Genomic DNA, 16252 nt, shown 5'->3' on the forward strand with positions numbered 1-16252 from the left:
TGGAGATCCGACCCATGGCCGACTTCGAAGTACCCGAGGACATCACTGCTCTGACCGACGAGGAGCTGGCTGAAGCTCTCTCCGGTGCGGTCGCCGCGTTCGACGCCAAGTCCACGTCGACCAGCGTGACGTCGAAGGACCTGGAATCTCTCCGCTCGCTCGCGACCGCTGTCGAGTCGATCCGCTCCGAGCAGGGCACCCGCCGCGAGGCGGCCGAGCAGGCCGCCGCCGAGATCGACGCCCTGGCCGCGCAGGTGCGCGGCGGAGACGCCGCCGACACCGACACCAGCACCGAGGGCGACGACGCTGTCGCCGCAGCGGACGAGGCCACCGCGGCGGCCACCGACGCCGAGCCGGAGCCCGAGCCCGAGCCCGCCCCGAAGGCCGTCGCCGCGTCCTCGTCCGCGCTGCGCCCCGCCCTGAACCTGTCCGGTGTCCGCCGGCGTCAGCCCCGCGTGCTGCCCGAGGCGCCGACCCCGACGACCACGATCACCGCAGCGGTCGACGTCCCCGGCTACGCCCCGGGCTCCCCGCTCGACTTCAGCGACATCACTGCGGGCATCATCAGCCGCGCGAACGCGCTGAAGACGGCTGGCGGAGGCGTGGGCCAGGTCATCAGCTACCGGCACCCGTACTCCGACGACCTGATCGTCACCGACTCCAGCTCGGCGCCCGAGGGCACCACCGTGGCGCTCCACGCGTCGAGCCAGCGGCGCCTCCCGGAGAAGGACCTCGTCGCCTCTGGCGGCTGGTGCGCGCCGTCGGAGACGATCTACGAGCTGACCGACACCTCGTGCCCCGACATGCTGTGGGACGCGCCGGAGATCCAGCTCGCCCGAGGCGGGCTCAGGTACTACAAGCCGCTGTCGCTGGACGTGTCGTCCATGACGTGGGTGCACACCGAGGCCGACGACATCAGTGGCGCCGAGAAGCCGTGCTTCAGGGTGCCGTGCCCGGACCCGGTCGAGGTCCGCTGTGAAGCGGTCGGTGTCTGCTTGGAGGCGGGCATCCTGACGCAGAGGCATTTCCCTGAGCTGGTCGCCTGGTACCTGCGGAACAGCATGGTCGCCCACGAGATCCGCATTCGGCAGGTCCTGTTCCAGCAGGCCGTGGCGACGGCGACGCCCGTCGTCCTCCCGGAGACGATGGCCGCCCTGTCGGCGATCTACGGGGCCATCGGCCTCCAGTCGGCCGACATGATCGAGCGTCACAGCCTGTGTGAGAGCACTGCGCTGGAGGTCGTATTCCCGTGGTGGGCGAAGAACATGTTCCTTGCCGACGTCGCGCGGCAGAACGGCAAGGACATCTGTGACATTGACCCGAACTGCATCCAGAACGCGTTCAGCACGCTGGGTGTGCGGGTGCAGTGGGCGCGCGGTCTGGCGCCGACGCCGACCACGGGCGTGCCAACCGAGATCGGCGGCCCGACCCCGGCTACCGGCTGGCCGTCTGAGCTGTCCTTCCTGATGTACCCGGCCGGCTCGCTCCAGATCGGCCGTGGCGAGGAGGTCAACCTCGGGGTTGTTCACGATTCAACCAAGTTCGTCACGAACGACTACACCGCGCTTTTCGCCGAGGAATGCGTCGCCTTGGTCGACCGCTCCGTCGACACCCGCCTCGTCACCGTGCCCGTCTGCCCGACCGGCGCCACCGGCGCGCAGATCGAGCTGGCCTGCCCCATCGCCTGACCTTCCCCGCCCCCGATCGTGCCGGGCCCGGTGCCCTGAACCCGGGCCCGGCACAACCCAATTCAGAACGGAGGTGAGCGATGGCAGGCATGAGGAAGTACGTCGAGGCCATCCCAGGCAAGCCGCTGCCCCACGGCATCCTCGGCGCCTGTACTGACATCCGAGATGTCGACGACGTCCACGAACTCCTCGGCGTCGAGTGGCTGTCGCTCGGCTGCTGCCCCGTCAACGTCTGGCGGGACCCCTGCCTGGACGACGAGAGCCCCAGCGAGGAGAGCCCCGGCCCGCTCCGGAAGGAGTTCTGCCGCCCCACGACGGAGCACGCCGACCCCATCACCGTGTACTCCGGAGCCGAATGCAGCGCGCTCGGCTGGACGTACGCAGAGGCCCGCACCCACGCCGAGGCATCCCTTGCCCTCGGTGAGCAGGAAGCCGTCGAGGCCGGGTTCTGGTCCAACAAGCTGGCCATGTCCGCCATCGACCTGACCCCGGCCGAGGGGCCGGTGAACATCGCCCAGGGCGTTGCCGCGCTGGAGGGATGCCTGGCCGAGTCGTACGGCGGTCGTGGTGTCCTCCACGTCCCGGCCGGCGCCGCCGCGCTCCTCGGCTGCTGCAACATCGTCCGCGAGGACCCGGCAACCGGCAACCTGCGGACCCTCGCCGGGAACTGCGTGATCATCGGCTCCGGATACTCCGCGTTGAACACCGGCCCGGGGAACATCCCTGCGGACCCGGGCACCGCGTGGCTCTACATCACCGGCCCGGTCGTCATCCGCCGCGGCCCCGCCGAGACCATCCCGGACCGGCCCGGCTCGTCCGTGAATACGAGAAACAACGACAGGAACGTCCTGGTGGAGCGGACCTACGTCGTCGGCACCACCTGCACCGTCTGCGCGATTCAGGTGAGTACCTGCCCATGAGGAACATGATCGAGATCCGGCCGACGTCGGAGAAGCTGCGAGCGTTCGCCGTGTGGGCGGTCGCGCAGAAGCCGAAGCTGCGGACGGTCGGCCCGAACGTCTTTGCCGTCCCTGCCGAGCTGTTCCCGGAGGCGCCCGAGGAGATCCTGATCGGCTCCCTCGTGGACGGCCACCGGTACGTCTCTCCCGACGAGGACGCCGCTCAGGGACACCCCGCGCCCGGGGAACTGCTGGGCGTGGCCACCTCAGAGGGCCTGGCCGCTCCCGTGCTCGACGAACGGAAGGCTGTCCCTGGCGAGCCGCTGCACGGGGTGCCCGCCGAGACGCACGGGCCGGACTCGGTCCCGCTTCCCGCCCTGTCCGAGGACGACAGCGGCTCCAGCGACCCGGCCGCCGAAGTGCCGGAAGGTGTCTTCCTCTGCGGCGGCTGCGACCGCGAGTTCACCAGCGAGCGCGGACGGGACACCCACCGCCGCCAGAAGCACCCGGAGGCGTGAATGCCCGTCGAGCCGATCCCGTGCGCTGCCCCCGAGCCTGAGCCGCCGACTCCGCCCTGCTGCTCCCCGGGGATCGCCTCCACCGGCCTGTGCCTCGCCGACGGCACACCCATCTCCGTCCTCGCCGTGTCCGCGTGCGGGGAGTGCGGTGCTGATGCCGCAGCCCCCGAGGTCACCGGGTGGCTCAACCTGCTCACCGGCGCGTTCACCGCGGGCTCGCCCCCGGCCGGGACCGAGGCATGCGCAGGCCAGCCGGCACAGTTCGAGGTCGGGCAGTGGTGCGACCTGGACGCGGACGGCGAGGTCATCGCGCCCGTCCTCGTCGAGTACGAGTACGACGACAACGGCCAGTTGACCGGAGTCCGCACTCTCACCCCGGGCGGCGACCCGTACACCGCGGTGGGGACACTGGGAATCTGCCCTGGAGCGATCGACGACGTCGAGTACCTGCTCCTGTGTGACACGGGCAGCGATGGCTCCGTGACGGAGTTCCTGCGGCAGCTCACGCCGAACGGGGACGGCACCAGCACGACGCGAGACACCCTCCTCGACGGCACCACCGCGTACACCCCGGTCGGCCGCGTGGGCGCCTGTGCAGGCTCCCTCGTCCCTTGCGGGACCGGCACCGGCGGCACGCCGGGCGTGTCCGGGCCGATCACCAGCGGCAACGAGGAGTTGTCCTCCGTCGCCCTGTCGCGGCCGATCAAGGCGGCGACCGAGCACGAGGTGCCTGGCATGGGCGCCCTCATCTCCGGCGGCACCTGGCACATGCCCGCCACCAAGTGCGGTGTGAACACGTCCGGCGAGGACTACGGCTTGGGTGCCCTCAGGCTTCCGGCTGTTCCGCGTCCGATCTGTGACGCGGGCACCGTGCGGGTCACTATCCGGCTCAACTACGCCCAGGAGGGCCCCGGCTCCGGCCAGGCGTCCACGGGCGCACTTTTCTTGATGTATCACCTGGCGGACGGCAGCGCCGTGCAAGCCGGTGGCCACGCATTCCCGCAGAACACCCCCGCCGGGTCCTCCGGAACTCGGGAGGTCGTCGCGTCGATCCCCGCTGACCGCCTGGCCGCCGGCGAGGTGTACGCCGTCGTCAGCGCCGAGACCTGGCAGAAATCCTTCAACGTCTCCTCGCAGTGCAAGTCTTGGAGCTTCTCCGATTGGTCGGCCGCGTACGAGTACAACGTGACCGGGTGCCCGGAGCTTCCGCCGCCGCCGCTCGCGCAGCTTGTCAAGGTCTGCCCGACAGACTCGATCCCGGTCATGGTGGAGCCCGGGAAGGACACCGAGGTCGCCGTCCTCTGCGACGTCGCCGAGGACGGCACGGTGACGCAGTTCCTCCGCGCCTACCAGGTCGACTCGGAGAGCGGCCGGGTCGGTGTCGTCGCGGACACGCTCCTCGATGGCATCACCCCGTTCGAGCCCCTTGGTGAGGTCGGGCTCTGCGAGCCGGAGCCCTGCCGGAACTGTGAGACGCACACCCTGTGCGATGTGCCGCTGGACACCTCGGCGGCGCCTATTCTCGTCGCGGCCTCCCAGGCCGGTGCCCGGTCCGGGACACTGCCCAACGGGGTCAACTGGACGTCCGGGGCCGGGACCAGCAGCGTTCCGAACTGGTTCCCCGTCGCCCTGTTCCCGCTGCCCACTGGGGGCCCGCTGCCGTTCACGTTCAGCCGCTCTGTATCCGCCACCTGGTCGGCGAAGGTCGGCCGGGTGAACACATCCGTCGGCGCCCTGGTCATGCCGCTCGGCACCGAGCTGCTGTCCCTGAGTCCTGACCACCTGTGGAACCCGGCGACGCGCACCCTCAGCGCCGGGCCTGCTGCGGGGCAGGTTGACACCACGGCCGCGTCGACGTTCTCGCACCCCGGGCCCTTCACGGCGCTGTCTTTCGCGACTGACGGTGCCACCGGCCTAGCCGCCACCCAGCGGACTGTCGGCGACCTCGTCGTCACCCCGGCCACCGCCCCGATGCTGCGCACCGTGTGCCGGGACTGCGACGGTGCGGTCATCAGCATCACGGACACCCGCCTGGACGGCACGAGCGCCTACACCCCGACTGGGACCGTCGGCGTCTGCCACCCGCCCGAGGTCGAGCCCTGCGCTTCCACGGTGCAGATCCTGCGCCTGTGCGACCTGAACCCGACGGTCGAGCCGGGAGATGACGGTAGGCGGTGCGCGGTCCAGTTCCTGCGGCACCTGGTCCACTCTTGCGACGGCGCCCTGGCCGAGACCCGCGACACGGAGATGGACGGCACGACGCCGTATACACCGGTGCAGGTCGTCGACTGCGGAAGCGGTGGCGTCCCCGCCCTCTCCGAGCTCCTGTGGCCGCAGACCGGCATTGCCGAGGACCCCGCCGGGGTGGCCCGGCAGGACTTCATCTACACCGTCACCAACCCGGAGACCGGCGAGGTCGCCAAGGTCAAACTGCACGCGAGCAGCGCCGCGCCAGGCGGGTGCGGCACGTACGACCCGGCGAACCCCGCCTTCAACAACCCGACGGTGTACACGCTCACCCTGGACACCGCCGCCCAGCAGATGACCACGTTCCGCCTGGACCTGCTCGACTTCGACACGTTCGAGGGCGTCACCAACCTCAGCCCGATCCCGTCCCGCGTCGAAGGTGACGTCACCTGGAACGGGTCGACGATCAAGGCGAACCAGAGCAACATCACGGCCTACGTCTACTTCGACAGCCCGCCCGCGCAGATCGTGTACCGGTACGGCAACACCGGCGGCGGCTCCGCCTGCACTGCCGTTCACTTCCAGGGCACGACGCTCGTCCCTGACGGCTGTTGCGGCTGCTCAGCGAACGGCGGCGGCGAGAAGCCGTGCCGTGACTCGTCCTCGACGCTGCTGTGCGACACCGCGGCGCAGGCGGCCGTCACGGTCTTCGACCCCGTCAACCGGCCCGGGGCGGACGAGTGGGAGATCGTCTCCTACACCGGCTACGGGCCCGGCTTCGGCCCTGAGGCGGCGATCCCGTACCCGGTACCCCACCCGGCCGGGAACCCCGGATACATGGGCGTACGGACCGACCTGAGCATCGGTCCCGGCCCCAGCTACGAGAGCTACGACACTGCGCCCGTCCGCTGGGTGATGCGCAAGGAATTCACCGCGCCGGAGGACGGGGTCGCGGTCGTCACCTCGACCAACTTCCGTGGTGACGGCGGCGCCAGGGCGCGTATCAACGGCCAGGATGCCGGGATGTACGGGCAGTGGAACATGCCCGCGACCAGCGGCACCGCACAGATCCCGGTCAAGGCCGGGCCGAACGTCGTGGAGATCGAAGTCCGCGACGGGGCAGCCCAGAACTGGATCCAGGGCCGCCTGGACATCGTCATGACCCGCACCGTCCAGTTCATGCGGCGCACGGTGGTGGACTGCGAGACCGGCGCCACGGTCAGCGTCGTCGACACCACCCTCGACGGCGACCCGTACACCGTCACCGGAGAGGTCGGGCAGTGCGAGACCCTGTCCGAGTGCTGCGAGCAGCCCCCGCCGGAGCAGCGGGTGGACGTCGAGACGGAGCTCCTGTGTATCCGCGACGAGGCCAGCGGCGACGTCCTCGGCCAGGTCGTGGTCGAGCGGGTCTATGACGACCAGACCGGCGACCGGATGGAGCAGCGCCTGACCGACCCGACCACGGGCGACCCGGTGGACCTGCCGGCCAGGGCCGTCCTGGCACGCTGCCCCCCGCAGCCCGAGTGCCGGAATTCCTCCACGCTCCTGCTGTGCGACATTCCGGCAGACGGCGAGCCCGACCCCACGGTCACGGACAGCGCGCCCGGCCCGTACTACCCGTATCCGACAGGGCTGCCCATGGCGGGTGCACAAGCGCTGTGGGACGGCGGCCCCCTCACCATCCCGCCGAGCACCGGACCACAGCCCGGCACGACCGGCACCGTGCGCACCCTCGCCGCGACCGTCCAGGCCCCGCGCCCGGCGTGCGACACCGGGACCGCTCACGTCACCGTGTCAGTCGACGCCGCACAGCTCGGCCCGGACACCGGATGCGCCATCACCGGCGCCGTGCGCCTCATCAACGGCACGAAGCCGGTCGCCACCGTCCTCCCGCCCAAGGACGCCGCGGTCGGCTGGTCGGGCACCCTCACAGTGGAGGCGGACGTCCCGGCCGCCGACCTGGCCGCCGGGAACCTCGTCTTCTTCGTGGCGCTCGACACCTACGATGACTCGCCGCAGGCATGCCCCGGCAGCCCGCGCGAAACATCGTGGGAACTGTCCTCGTTCACCGCGGCCGTTGCCTACGAACAGAGCGACTGCGCCACGCAGATCCTCCGTACCGTCACGGTGGACTGCGAGACGGGCGCCGTCCTCACCGTCACGGACACCACCCTGGACGGCGAGCCGTACACGGTGACTGGCGAGGTCGGCCAGTGCACCCCGGCCGGGGGCGTGACTCCGCAGCCAGAACCATGCCCGGCCAACACCGTGATCGAGGCGTGCCGGTGCGATGACACCGACGGCGACGGCGTAGCGGATACCGACTACGTCGAGCTCATGGCCATCGACTGCGCAGGCACTCTTACCTCGATCGGTACGTACACCCCGGACCTGTCCGCCCCGTACACCGCGGTTGCACCTGTGCCGTGCGAGACGGAGGGTGCGCCCCAGGCCACAGCGGTCCAGGCTCACCGCGTAGAGGTCGCGCCGGGCGGCTCCTGGTCGGCCGCGACGGTGCCGCTGCTCCAGGCCGTCACCATGACCGCGCACGGTGGCACGGGGACAGTCACCACCCAGGACTCGGCGTCCACGTTGTTCGAGGCGGAGTCGGTGTCCTGGTCGGTGGGCCGGGACACCGAGGCTGCGCTTGTCGGTCCGCTGACTGTGACGGCAGGGACCGGCACGGTGACGGTCGCGTACACCCGGACGGTGACGCTGTGAGCGGCACCGGCGGGAGCGCGGGCGTCCCCGGCCCGGCCGGCCCGCGGGGTTCCGTCGGCCCCGAGGGCCCGACTGGTCCCCAGGGCCTGGCCGGGCCCACCGGCCCCGAGGGGGCACAGGGGGTACCGGGAGACCCGGCGTCGACCGGGCCCCGTGTCGAGCGCCGTACGGCCGTCACCAACGCCGCTGGGGACGTGACGCTCACCTGGTCCCCACCGTTCGGCGCCGCGCCTGTCGTCACCCTTGCTGTCCAGGGCGGTACCGGGTTCCGCTCCGCCTACGTCGCCGCGAACACCGCGTCGGGAACGGTCGTGCACGTCGACCAGTCAACTGGCGTGACACTGCTTGGAATCGGCGTCCTGGCCGTCGGTGGCGTTGCTGCCGGTGTCACCGTCCACGTCCACGCTGCCGAGGCGTGAGGAGTGCACCCAATGCGCATTCTGGTGATCCTGCCGGTGTATGGGCAGGCGAGCCCAACGGGCGCGTTCGTCACCACTCGGGAGTACGTGCGGCACCTCTCCTCGGCCGGGCACGCGGTGGACGTCGTGACGACGATCCGCGAGCCCGGCGATGTCCGCCTGGAGGGCAGGGTGCGGGTATGGCCGTTGCGGTACTGGCGGCGGGCGGTTCAGGCCGCAGTTCCGGAACTGGTCATCTCGCACCACGGCGACAGGAAGGCCCGACGGATCACCGCCCAAGTGGGCCTGGCCCCGAACCTGCTGATGGTGCACGGAATGGCAGCGGACGCTGACCTGGGGAAGCCAGCCTTGGTCTGGTTCCCGTCGCAGGCGTGCCGAGAGCACTACCCCGCATACCGAGGCCGGGCCCTGGTGCTCCCGCCCCCGATCAATCCCCTGCTGTACCAGGTCGACGGTGAGGCGAGTGGGCGCCGCATGGTCACCCTGAACGGGTCCACCCGTGCCAAGGGCGCCGACGTCCTGGCCGACCTTGCCGCGCGTATGCCGGAGGCCCGGTTCCTCATGGTGAGGGCAGCAGGCCACGCGGCCGACCACCAGGCGCTGAACGTCAGCGTGGTGGATCGGGCCGACCCGCGTGACGTCTACGCCCGGACACGCATCCTGCTGATGCCGTCCACGACCGAGTCGTACGGCCGCGCTGGCGTTGAGGCCATGGTGTCGGGGATTCCCGTGCTCGCGTCACCGCTGCCCGGCATGCGTGAGGCGTTCGGGGACGCGGCTACCTACATCCCGCGCGAGGACACGGCTCGCTGGGTCAGCGAGATCCGCCGACTGTCTGATCCGGCGACCTACGCCACGGCGTCAGCCAGGGCCACAGCGCACACCGGAGCCCTCGACTACCCCGGAAACCTCGCAGCTTTCGAGGCCGCGTGCCTCAGACTGCGGCCCCGCACGTCCATCGCGCTCGCCCGGCGCGCGCGCCGTCCACCGAAGACCACTGCACGCCGCCATCCGTCACCGTCCACCCCTAACACCGCACCCTGAAGGGGCGTCATCACATGGCGAACTGCTGCCGAACCCCCCGCTGCTCCTGCGTCTTCGTGGCAGGCGCGACCGACACGGTGACGACGACCGTCACGGGCGTCGGCACGACGGGGGCGCCCATCGTGATCACCAGCGACGTGCGGATCGATCCGGCACCGGACGGTGGCAGCGAGCTGCTGCAGAGCGGCCCGAACGGCATCTCGCTCGCCTGCTCTGACGTGCGCGGCTGTATCTCCGCCGGGGACGGTGCCGGGTACGACCCGACAACCGGGGCCATCACGGCCCGGTTGTCCACGGATACGGACAACACGATCAACTTCGGCGCCGACGGCGGCCTGTTCGCCTCTGCGGGAGCCGCTGCTGAGCCGCTGGAGATCGGCTGTGGGCTCCAGGGCGAGGGCACCACGGACTCCCCGCTCGCTGCCTTCCCGATCGCGGCAGAGCAGCCCTGGGCGGATGACTGGGACTGTGACCCCGCAGCGAACTCGACGTTGAAGTGCGATCCGGGCAGCGGGGCCCTGTGGACGCCGCCCGAGCACACCTCGGCGGCGGTCACACTCCAGCAGAGCCACCCGCTCGGCACTCCGACGTTTGGCCCCACCAGCGGGTTCCTCATCGCCGACACGACCGCCTGGGCCGAGGGCACCTACACCGCCGACTCGCTGACCACCTGCCGAGCTATCACCTTCAGCAGCGAGTTCACCGGGCACGTCGAGGCGAGGTGGACGGCTGGCAGCGTCTTCGATCTCGGATACGGGGTGTCGATCAACGGCGGGCCCCCGAGCGTGCGCGTCATGTGCAGCAGGCTCCAGGCCGGGGGTGTGGGTCACGAGCGGTGGACCTTCGCGACGGCGCAGGCGGCCGTGCTTGCCGCGCACACCGGCTACTCGGTCCGTGTCTACCCGGCGATCAGCGTGACGGCAGGCTCCGTGACGCTGAACCAGTGGATCACCGACACCCACCTGATCGTCATCACTCGCTGAGGAGTTTGACCATGCGCTACTTCCTGAATGACAAAGGCGGTTGGCTGACCGCCAGCGGCGACACAGGCGTGCTCGCGTTGGTACCCGACGGATACCGCGAGGTCAACGAACAGGAGTACAACGAGGCCACCGGGACGATCACCCTGGCGCTGCCCCCGGAGCCGCCCGTCGAGGAGGACCCCGCCCAGGTTGTGCCCGCCAAGACCGGGCGCGCGAAGGCCAGATAGAGCCGTACGCCTCAGCCGGGTTTCACTGCCCGGTCAGGGCTAGACTCATTTCGACGCCGCTGGTTTTGGGCCGGGCCTCCGAGTGCGATGGAGGTTCTGGCATGTCTTGCCCGCTGATTGCGAACGCTGACACCCTCCGGGTGACCCGGGTCGACGGCTGTGGCCGCCCGATCTGTGGCGATGACAACGGATTCACCTTCGACTGCTTCGCCACGCTCGGGATGAAGGCGAACGTCGACGATGGTGACGATGTGCAATACAAGGCCGCGAACGGCAGGATCTGCGGTTTCAAGCGGGGCTGCCCCAGCTTGAAGGGCTACGACGTCGAGCTGAACTTCTTCTCCGTGAGCCCGGAGCTGATCGAGATCGCGACGGGCAACCCGGTCGTCTACGGCTACGACGGCAAGCCGATCGGCTACGACGACTGCTCGATCCAGTGCAACAGCGGTTTCGCGATCGAGCTGTGGGCCGAGGTGCTGGGCGACGACGTCTGTGCGGCCGAGGGCACCGGGACGGGCGCGTGGATCTACTTCCTCATGCCGTGGGTCACCAACGGGCAGCTCGGGGACCTGGAAGTCGGCAGTGAGGCCGCTTCGCTGACCCTCACCGGCGCGACCCGCGCGGGCGGCGCCTGGGGCGCGGGCCCGTACGACGTCATGCCGATCGACAAGGCCGGGACAGCTGGTCCGCTCCTCACTCCGCTCGGCTCGACCTGTCATCGCAGGACCTTCATCACGACGATCGCACCGCCCGAGCCGGTCTGTGAGTACACCCCGGTCACCGGCGGCCTGTGCCTGGCGTCGTGACAGTGGGGGCACCCGACCTGGTGGTTCCGGTGCGGGAGGGCCCCGTCAACGAGCAGCTGCGGTATGCGCTGCGGACGTGGGCGGCGAACCTCCCGCATCGGAAGGTGTGGATCGTCGGCTACCGGCCGACGTGGTTGCGGGACGTCGAGCACATCCCGACGGTCCAATCGGGGACGAAGTATCAGAACTCGACGATCGCTGTCCGGGCCGCGTGCGAGCACCCCGACGTGTCGGAGCGGTTCCTGCTGATGAATGACGACTTCTTCGTCACGCAGCGGCAGGCCGACATGCCGGTGCTGCACCGCGGCCCGGTGCGCGACGTCGAGCGGTACTACGCGGCGCGGGCGTCGGGGAAGTACCTGACCGGTATGCGGGAGACCCGGGATCTCCTCGTCAGGCTGGGGCACGACGACCCGATGTCGTACGAGCTCCATGTCCCGCTACCTGTCGAGAAGTCGGGGATGCTGGAGGCGCTGGACATCGGCCGGCACCTGGCCGTCGTCCATAAGCGGACTCTGTACGCGACGCTGGCCGGCCTCGGCGGGCAGCGGATCGAGGACGTGAAGGTGCTGCACCGCAGCCCGCGGTTCGCGTCCGGCCCATTCCTGTCGACGATGCCCGACAGCTTCGCGAACGGCATGGTCGGCCGGTACCTGCGGCAGGCGTACTTCCAGCCTTCGCAATACGAGACGACGGCGAGGCGCTGATGCCGCTCCAGATCGGCCCGTGCTCGGCGTGGCCCACGAAGCTGTGCTGCGAAGTCCCGGAGGGCATGGAGCAGGAGGAAGTGGACCGGTGGACGAGAGTTGCGTCGCAAGTCCTCTGGGCTCTGTCCGGACGGCGTCTCGGACCGTGCCCGATCAAGGTCCGGCCGTGCCGTCGGGCGTGCGCCGACGACGCACCGATCAGTTTCCAGTCCGGTGTCAGCACTGGGCCGTGGGTGCCGTACATCGGGACCGACGGCGCGTGGAGGAATGCCAGCGGGTGCGGGTGCGCGTCGGACTGCTCATGCGGTGAGCTGTGCGAAGTGCGCCTCGAAGGGCCGGTGTACGACATCGTCAGCGTCGACGTCGACGGCGAGGTCCTGGTCCCGGAGGCGTACCGTATCGACGCTCCCGGGATGCTGGTGCGAACCGACGGCGAGTGCTGGCCGGACTGCCAGGACATGGCTGCGCCGTCTGGCACCGAGGGCACGTTCACGGTCGAGTACCGGATCGGGCTGCCGCTCGACGACGCTGCGGTGGCGGCCGTGTCCGAGCTGACGTGCCACTTCCTCAAGGGCTGCTCCCCTGGGGCGTGCGGCTGCAAGACGAACCGGAACGTGACCCGGATGGTCCGGCAGGGCGTGGAGATGGAGATGCCCGACCCGACGCTGATCTTCGCCGAGGGCCGCACAGGCTTGCCCATCGTCGACCTGTGGCTTGCCGTCGTGAACCCGTACCGGATGACGAGCCCGAGCCGGGCCTACAGCCCAGACTTCAAACGAGCAAGGACGACGACGTGGCCTTGAACTCGCTGGCGATTCGCGACCTGACTGAAGCGGTCGTCGGTTGCGTATGCGCTGCTCTGGCCCGCACTGCGCAGGAGGTCGAGGGACAGCCCGGGTGCCCGTGCCGGGCCTGCGTGGTGCCCGGACAGCCGGCGTGGGACTCCTGTGACGACCCGTGCGGCCAGGACGGCGAGGGTGGGCAGCTCACGGTGTCCGTGGCCCGGATCTACGGGAGTAGTGACGCCGAGTTCCCCTCGGAGTCCCGGGTCGTGCAAGGCGTGCGCGGCTGCACGCCTCCACCGATCACTGCGCTGGAGCTCGTTGTCACGCTCCTGCGCTGCGCCCCGACGTTCTCCGAGGACGGGTGCCCGCCGAGCTGCGAGGAGCTGAACGCCTCGGCGCAGATCCTCCATGTCGACATGGTGGCGGTCTTCAACGCCTTGCTGTGCTGCCTCCCCGGGACTCAGCAAGCCCGACGCGGCCGGCGGTTCGTGATGGGACAGCAGAAGGTCCTCGGCCCGGAAGGCGGTTGTGTGGGCCTTGAGCAGCGGGTGATTGTTGCGCTACCCGGCTGTGGGAAGTGCCCTGACGACGAGGAGGTGTCGCCGTGAGCGTCGAAGTGCGCATCGATCCCGGCCGTATCGCGCGGACACTGCGGCTGCGCAACGGCGTCGTCGCGCGGCGCCTGGCCGAACGCACCGCCCGGACCGCCCGGATCGCCGAGCGCGAAGCACCCGGGTCCATGGGCCGCTACATCTCGTGGAAGGTGCAGCCTGGCCCCCGCGGGCTCCAGGGCGTCATCGTCTGTGACCACCCGGCCGTGCGGTACGTCCTCGACGGCACCCGGCCGCACATCATCCGCCCGCGTAAGAAGGGCGGTGTGCTCCGGTTCGAGGCCCGCGGCCGGGTGGTGTACTCCGCATACGTCAGGCATCCCGGCACGCGGGCAAATGACTTCCTGGGTCGGGCCCTACGGGCGGGGCGCTGACCTCAGGTGTTGGGGGTGCTGCCGAGCTCGGCCCGGGCGGCGCGCACGAACTCCGTTCGTGCCTGCTCCAGTTCAGCGGTCCACAGCCGGTAGTCGCTTTGGAGACGGGGACGCCCGCGATAGTGCATGTCGAGCAGGCGGGCTCGATCCCTCATGCTGAGCGCGTCATCTACGTGGCTCAGTGCGGCATAGACCTGGCTCGTGAGTTCCGTCATTTCGTCGTCCATGGCTTCGGGGTCATGTCTGGGGTCACCTGTGTAGGGGCTGTTGGCGATGGCCACCTGCACGCGCACCAGACATTCCATGAACGTGCGGGCCCGGTCACGGCGGACGGCATCGATCCCGCCCGTCATCCAGCTGCCCTCGGTCATCTGGACCAGCTGGTGCCAGGCCCGCTCCATCGTCGCTTCGCGCTGGTCGAAGTCTGCTACCTGGAAGGCGTAGGTGAGGATGGCGTCTGCGGTGAAGGCGAGATCTCCGGGGCCTTCGAGGTCCACAGCGACGTAGGCGGTGCGCAGTGCTGCCTTGGCACTGTCGACTTCCCCCATATGCGTAGCCAGTGCCACGGGGTCCGCATCAACTTCCCTTATGAGCCGCTCTGTGGCCTCGCGTACCTGATGGTCAGCCAGCAGGAAGGCGGCGTAGGCGCCCCTCTGGACGCCGCGTCGCCACTGGGTGTGGGCGGCCGACGCCTGTGCGTTAACAGCGTCCAGAGCGGAGCTGTACGTCGCCTGTGCCTGCGCGAAGCCAGCGCGACCCGCTTCCTGAGCAGCTTGCAGGGTGGTACGCGCCTGCCAGCGGCCGATGACGAGGAGCACGGGGATGCTAATCAGTGTGACGCCCGCAGCTGAGACCGCGCCGATGCCTTGAAGATCCATGGCCTGATGGTCCCCTATAGGGTCGGCGTTGGTCAGGGGGTACCCCCGGCTGATCCCCGTTTCCGGGTACACGGCAGAACAACTTACTGGCCCGCGCGCTGCGCGAGGGCCGCTGACCTTTGACATTGCGTTAGCCGTTGTTGGCCCGTTACCGCGCAATGCTTTTCGCGGTAACGGAAAGTGGTGATCGATTTCCCGTGTTGAACTCCTACAATGAACCGCTCTTTTGGGAAAGTACCCAAACGTAGTACCATTTTCCATTTTCTATCGCGCGAGGGCCGTTCTCGGCCCTATCCTTGATTGCGCCCCAAAAGGTCCCGGCCGTGGTCAAGCCGAAAGTTGTGAGCACTCGCTCCATTACGGACCCCTCTACAGCGATTAGCAGTGCAGCAGTTGAAGCGACCGCAGCACCAATCGCGGCCATGGACCTCCTTCTTCTGGCAGCGAAGAGTTCGGCCTGCATGGCGCTGACCTGGTCTTCTATTTCCAAGCTTAGCTTCGCCAACTCCACCTGGGATTGCACTGCGTTGAGTGCTTCATCCATAGATAGGAAGGTTGTTCTCAGGAACCTGCGAAATCCCTTGTAGGAATCGAATTCACCGACTGTAATTCTGCTGAACTCTGCCAGGGTGACGCCGTCGATGAAGGGCAGGTCAATCTCAAGTACGGGGCGAATCAGGCGGCCCTTTACGGGATTGGATCCAGATGAGTCAATTACTCTGCCGCCCCTGATTATGTAATCGACTGCCCCCACTCGGCGCGCCCGGTCAGACGATTGGCGGCGTTCGAATCCGTATTGCACTTCCCTGCGCGTGGTGTAGCTCGGAAGGTACCAAGTGAGACCTGCCTTGAGTAGTGGTTCGGCTCCAATTAGCCAGTTCCCCAGGGCGGCCAAATCTGGACAGTGAATCCCGTAGTGGATGGTTGTAGTGGTGGTGTCTCCTGGCGAGGGCTGCAAGGTGTCAAAGTTGGTATCGCCGCGAGTGAACGTCTTTTCTCCGATATGATTAAATGGGGCTTGTGGTCCGTGAGACATTAATAGGCTATCGGATACCAGTATGGCGCGTTTTGTGAGCTCTTCGAATCCGCGATCCTCTGTCCTTAGCCCCACAGTGAAGGCTTTTCGGGAGAGTCGCCTTTCGCCCGCGAGCATGGTACCCCTGGAGCTGTTGATCCCCTCTGGAGAGAGCATAAACTCCCCGTACGCCTTGGCGATCCCGGCAGGATCGCGGAGGCTGCCCCCCGGGGTATGGTCAAAAAACCTTCGCATTCGACGTGCAATGTACTTATCCCCGGCGAGTTGCTCGCGTCTCCACATGGTTCCAGTGTGGTTTGTGCTTCATGATCATTCAAGCCCCAGGCGGTGAGTCTTTGCACCCTCGGGGGATTGCGACCCGTCGCGAGT

Annotated in this window: 15 protein-coding genes; 13 read left to right on the forward strand and 2 right to left on the reverse strand. The window is 68.8% G+C overall.

Features of this window, described 5'->3' with window-relative positions; genetic code table 11:
- Nucleotides 1-14: 14 nt before the first annotated feature.
- The 13 genes from NBY69_RS18350 to NBY69_RS18410 all read left to right on the forward strand — a co-directional run bounded on the left by NBY69_RS18350 (nucleotide 15) and on the right by NBY69_RS18410 (nucleotide 13969).
- Nucleotides 15-1688 carry a major capsid protein gene (locus NBY69_RS18350; RefSeq protein WP_250302085.1) on the forward strand — a complete coding sequence of 558 codons (1674 nt, stop codon included), beginning with the start codon at nucleotides 15-17 and terminating at the stop codon, nucleotides 1686-1688.
- A gap of 80 nt (nucleotides 1689-1768) precedes the next feature.
- Entirely contained in the window at nucleotides 1769-2608 is an 840-nt protein-coding gene (locus tag NBY69_RS18355) for a cupin (protein WP_250302086.1), read from the forward strand.
- Entirely contained in the window at nucleotides 2605-3105 is a 501-nt protein-coding gene (locus NBY69_RS18360) for a hypothetical protein (RefSeq protein WP_250302087.1), read from the forward strand. The genes NBY69_RS18355 and NBY69_RS18360 overlap by 4 nt, the downstream gene beginning before the upstream one ends.
- Nucleotides 3106-8013 carry a hypothetical protein gene (locus NBY69_RS18365; RefSeq protein WP_250302088.1) on the forward strand — a complete coding sequence of 1636 codons (4908 nt, stop codon included), beginning with the start codon at nucleotides 3106-3108 and terminating at the stop codon, nucleotides 8011-8013.
- A complete protein-coding gene (locus NBY69_RS18370; protein WP_250302089.1) occupies nucleotides 8010-8432 on the forward strand; it encodes a collagen-like protein in 423 nt (140 codons plus the stop codon). Before NBY69_RS18365 ends, NBY69_RS18370 begins: the two co-directional genes overlap by 4 nt.
- Before the next feature lie 12 nt (nucleotides 8433-8444).
- Nucleotides 8445-9476, forward strand: coding sequence for a glycosyltransferase family 4 protein (locus tag NBY69_RS18375; protein WP_250302090.1), 1032 nt, complete (start codon nucleotides 8445-8447; stop codon nucleotides 9474-9476).
- A gap of 56 nt (nucleotides 9477-9532) precedes the next feature.
- A complete protein-coding gene (locus tag NBY69_RS18380) occupies nucleotides 9533-10459 on the forward strand; it encodes a hypothetical protein (protein WP_250302091.1) in 927 nt (308 codons plus the stop codon).
- 11 nt (nucleotides 10460-10470) lie between these two features.
- A complete protein-coding gene (locus NBY69_RS18385) occupies nucleotides 10471-10686 on the forward strand; it encodes a hypothetical protein (protein ID WP_250302092.1) in 216 nt (71 codons plus the stop codon).
- Nucleotides 10687-10787: 101 nt separating this feature from the next.
- Nucleotides 10788-11492, forward strand: a complete 705-nt coding sequence (locus tag NBY69_RS18390) for a hypothetical protein (protein ID WP_250302093.1) — start codon at nucleotides 10788-10790, stop codon at nucleotides 11490-11492.
- Nucleotides 11489-12199, forward strand: a complete 711-nt coding sequence (locus NBY69_RS18395; RefSeq protein WP_250302094.1) for a hypothetical protein — start codon at nucleotides 11489-11491, stop codon at nucleotides 12197-12199. The genes NBY69_RS18390 and NBY69_RS18395 overlap by 4 nt, the downstream gene beginning before the upstream one ends.
- Before the next feature lie 320 nt (nucleotides 12200-12519).
- On the forward strand, nucleotides 12520-13002 hold the full coding sequence (locus NBY69_RS18400; protein WP_250302095.1) for a hypothetical protein: 483 nt from the start codon (nucleotides 12520-12522) through the stop codon (nucleotides 13000-13002).
- A 194-nt stretch (nucleotides 13003-13196) separates the two neighbouring features.
- Nucleotides 13197-13592, forward strand: coding sequence for a hypothetical protein (locus tag NBY69_RS18405; protein WP_250302096.1), 396 nt, complete (start codon nucleotides 13197-13199; stop codon nucleotides 13590-13592).
- Nucleotides 13589-13969, forward strand: a complete 381-nt coding sequence (locus tag NBY69_RS18410; protein WP_250302097.1) for a hypothetical protein — start codon at nucleotides 13589-13591, stop codon at nucleotides 13967-13969. The genes NBY69_RS18405 and NBY69_RS18410 overlap by 4 nt, the downstream gene beginning before the upstream one ends.
- A gap of 2 nt (nucleotides 13970-13971) precedes the next feature.
- On the opposite strand, the gene NBY69_RS18415 is transcribed toward NBY69_RS18410, so the two are convergent.
- Nucleotides 13972-14847 carry a hypothetical protein gene (locus tag NBY69_RS18415; protein ID WP_250302098.1) on the reverse strand — a complete coding sequence of 292 codons (876 nt, stop codon included), beginning with the start codon at nucleotides 14845-14847 and terminating at the stop codon, nucleotides 13972-13974.
- Between the two features lie 208 nt (nucleotides 14848-15055).
- The gene (locus NBY69_RS18420) at nucleotides 15056-16165 is read right to left on the reverse strand and encodes a hypothetical protein (RefSeq protein ID WP_250302099.1); all 1110 of its coding nucleotides are present in this window, start codon (nucleotides 16163-16165) and stop codon (nucleotides 15056-15058) included.
- Nucleotides 16166-16252: the final 87 nt, after the last annotated feature.

Origin of the sequence: Streptomyces sp. A 4/2, assembly GCF_940670765.1 — a bacterium.
GTDB lineage: Bacteria > Actinomycetota > Actinomycetes > Streptomycetales > Streptomycetaceae > Streptomyces.

Coding starts and splice junctions, on each gene's coding strand:
- NBY69_RS18420 (WP_250302099.1), bottom strand. CDS start 16,165: ATGTGGAGACGCGAGCAACTCGCCGGGGATAAGTACATTGCACGTCGA.
- NBY69_RS18355 (WP_250302086.1), top strand. CDS start 1,769: ATGGCAGGCATGAGGAAGTACGTCGAGGCCATCCCAGGCAAGCCGCTG.
- NBY69_RS18415 (WP_250302098.1), bottom strand. CDS start 14,847: ATGGATCTTCAAGGCATCGGCGCGGTCTCAGCTGCGGGCGTCACACTG.
- NBY69_RS18365 (WP_250302088.1), top strand. CDS start 3,106: ATGCCCGTCGAGCCGATCCCGTGCGCTGCCCCCGAGCCTGAGCCGCCG.
- NBY69_RS18390 (WP_250302093.1), top strand. CDS start 10,788: ATGTCTTGCCCGCTGATTGCGAACGCTGACACCCTCCGGGTGACCCGG.
- NBY69_RS18360 (WP_250302087.1), top strand. CDS start 2,605: ATGAGGAACATGATCGAGATCCGGCCGACGTCGGAGAAGCTGCGAGCG.
- NBY69_RS18375 (WP_250302090.1), top strand. CDS start 8,445: ATGCGCATTCTGGTGATCCTGCCGGTGTATGGGCAGGCGAGCCCAACG.
- NBY69_RS18350 (WP_250302085.1), top strand. CDS start 15: ATGGCCGACTTCGAAGTACCCGAGGACATCACTGCTCTGACCGACGAG.
- NBY69_RS18385 (WP_250302092.1), top strand. CDS start 10,471: ATGCGCTACTTCCTGAATGACAAAGGCGGTTGGCTGACCGCCAGCGGC.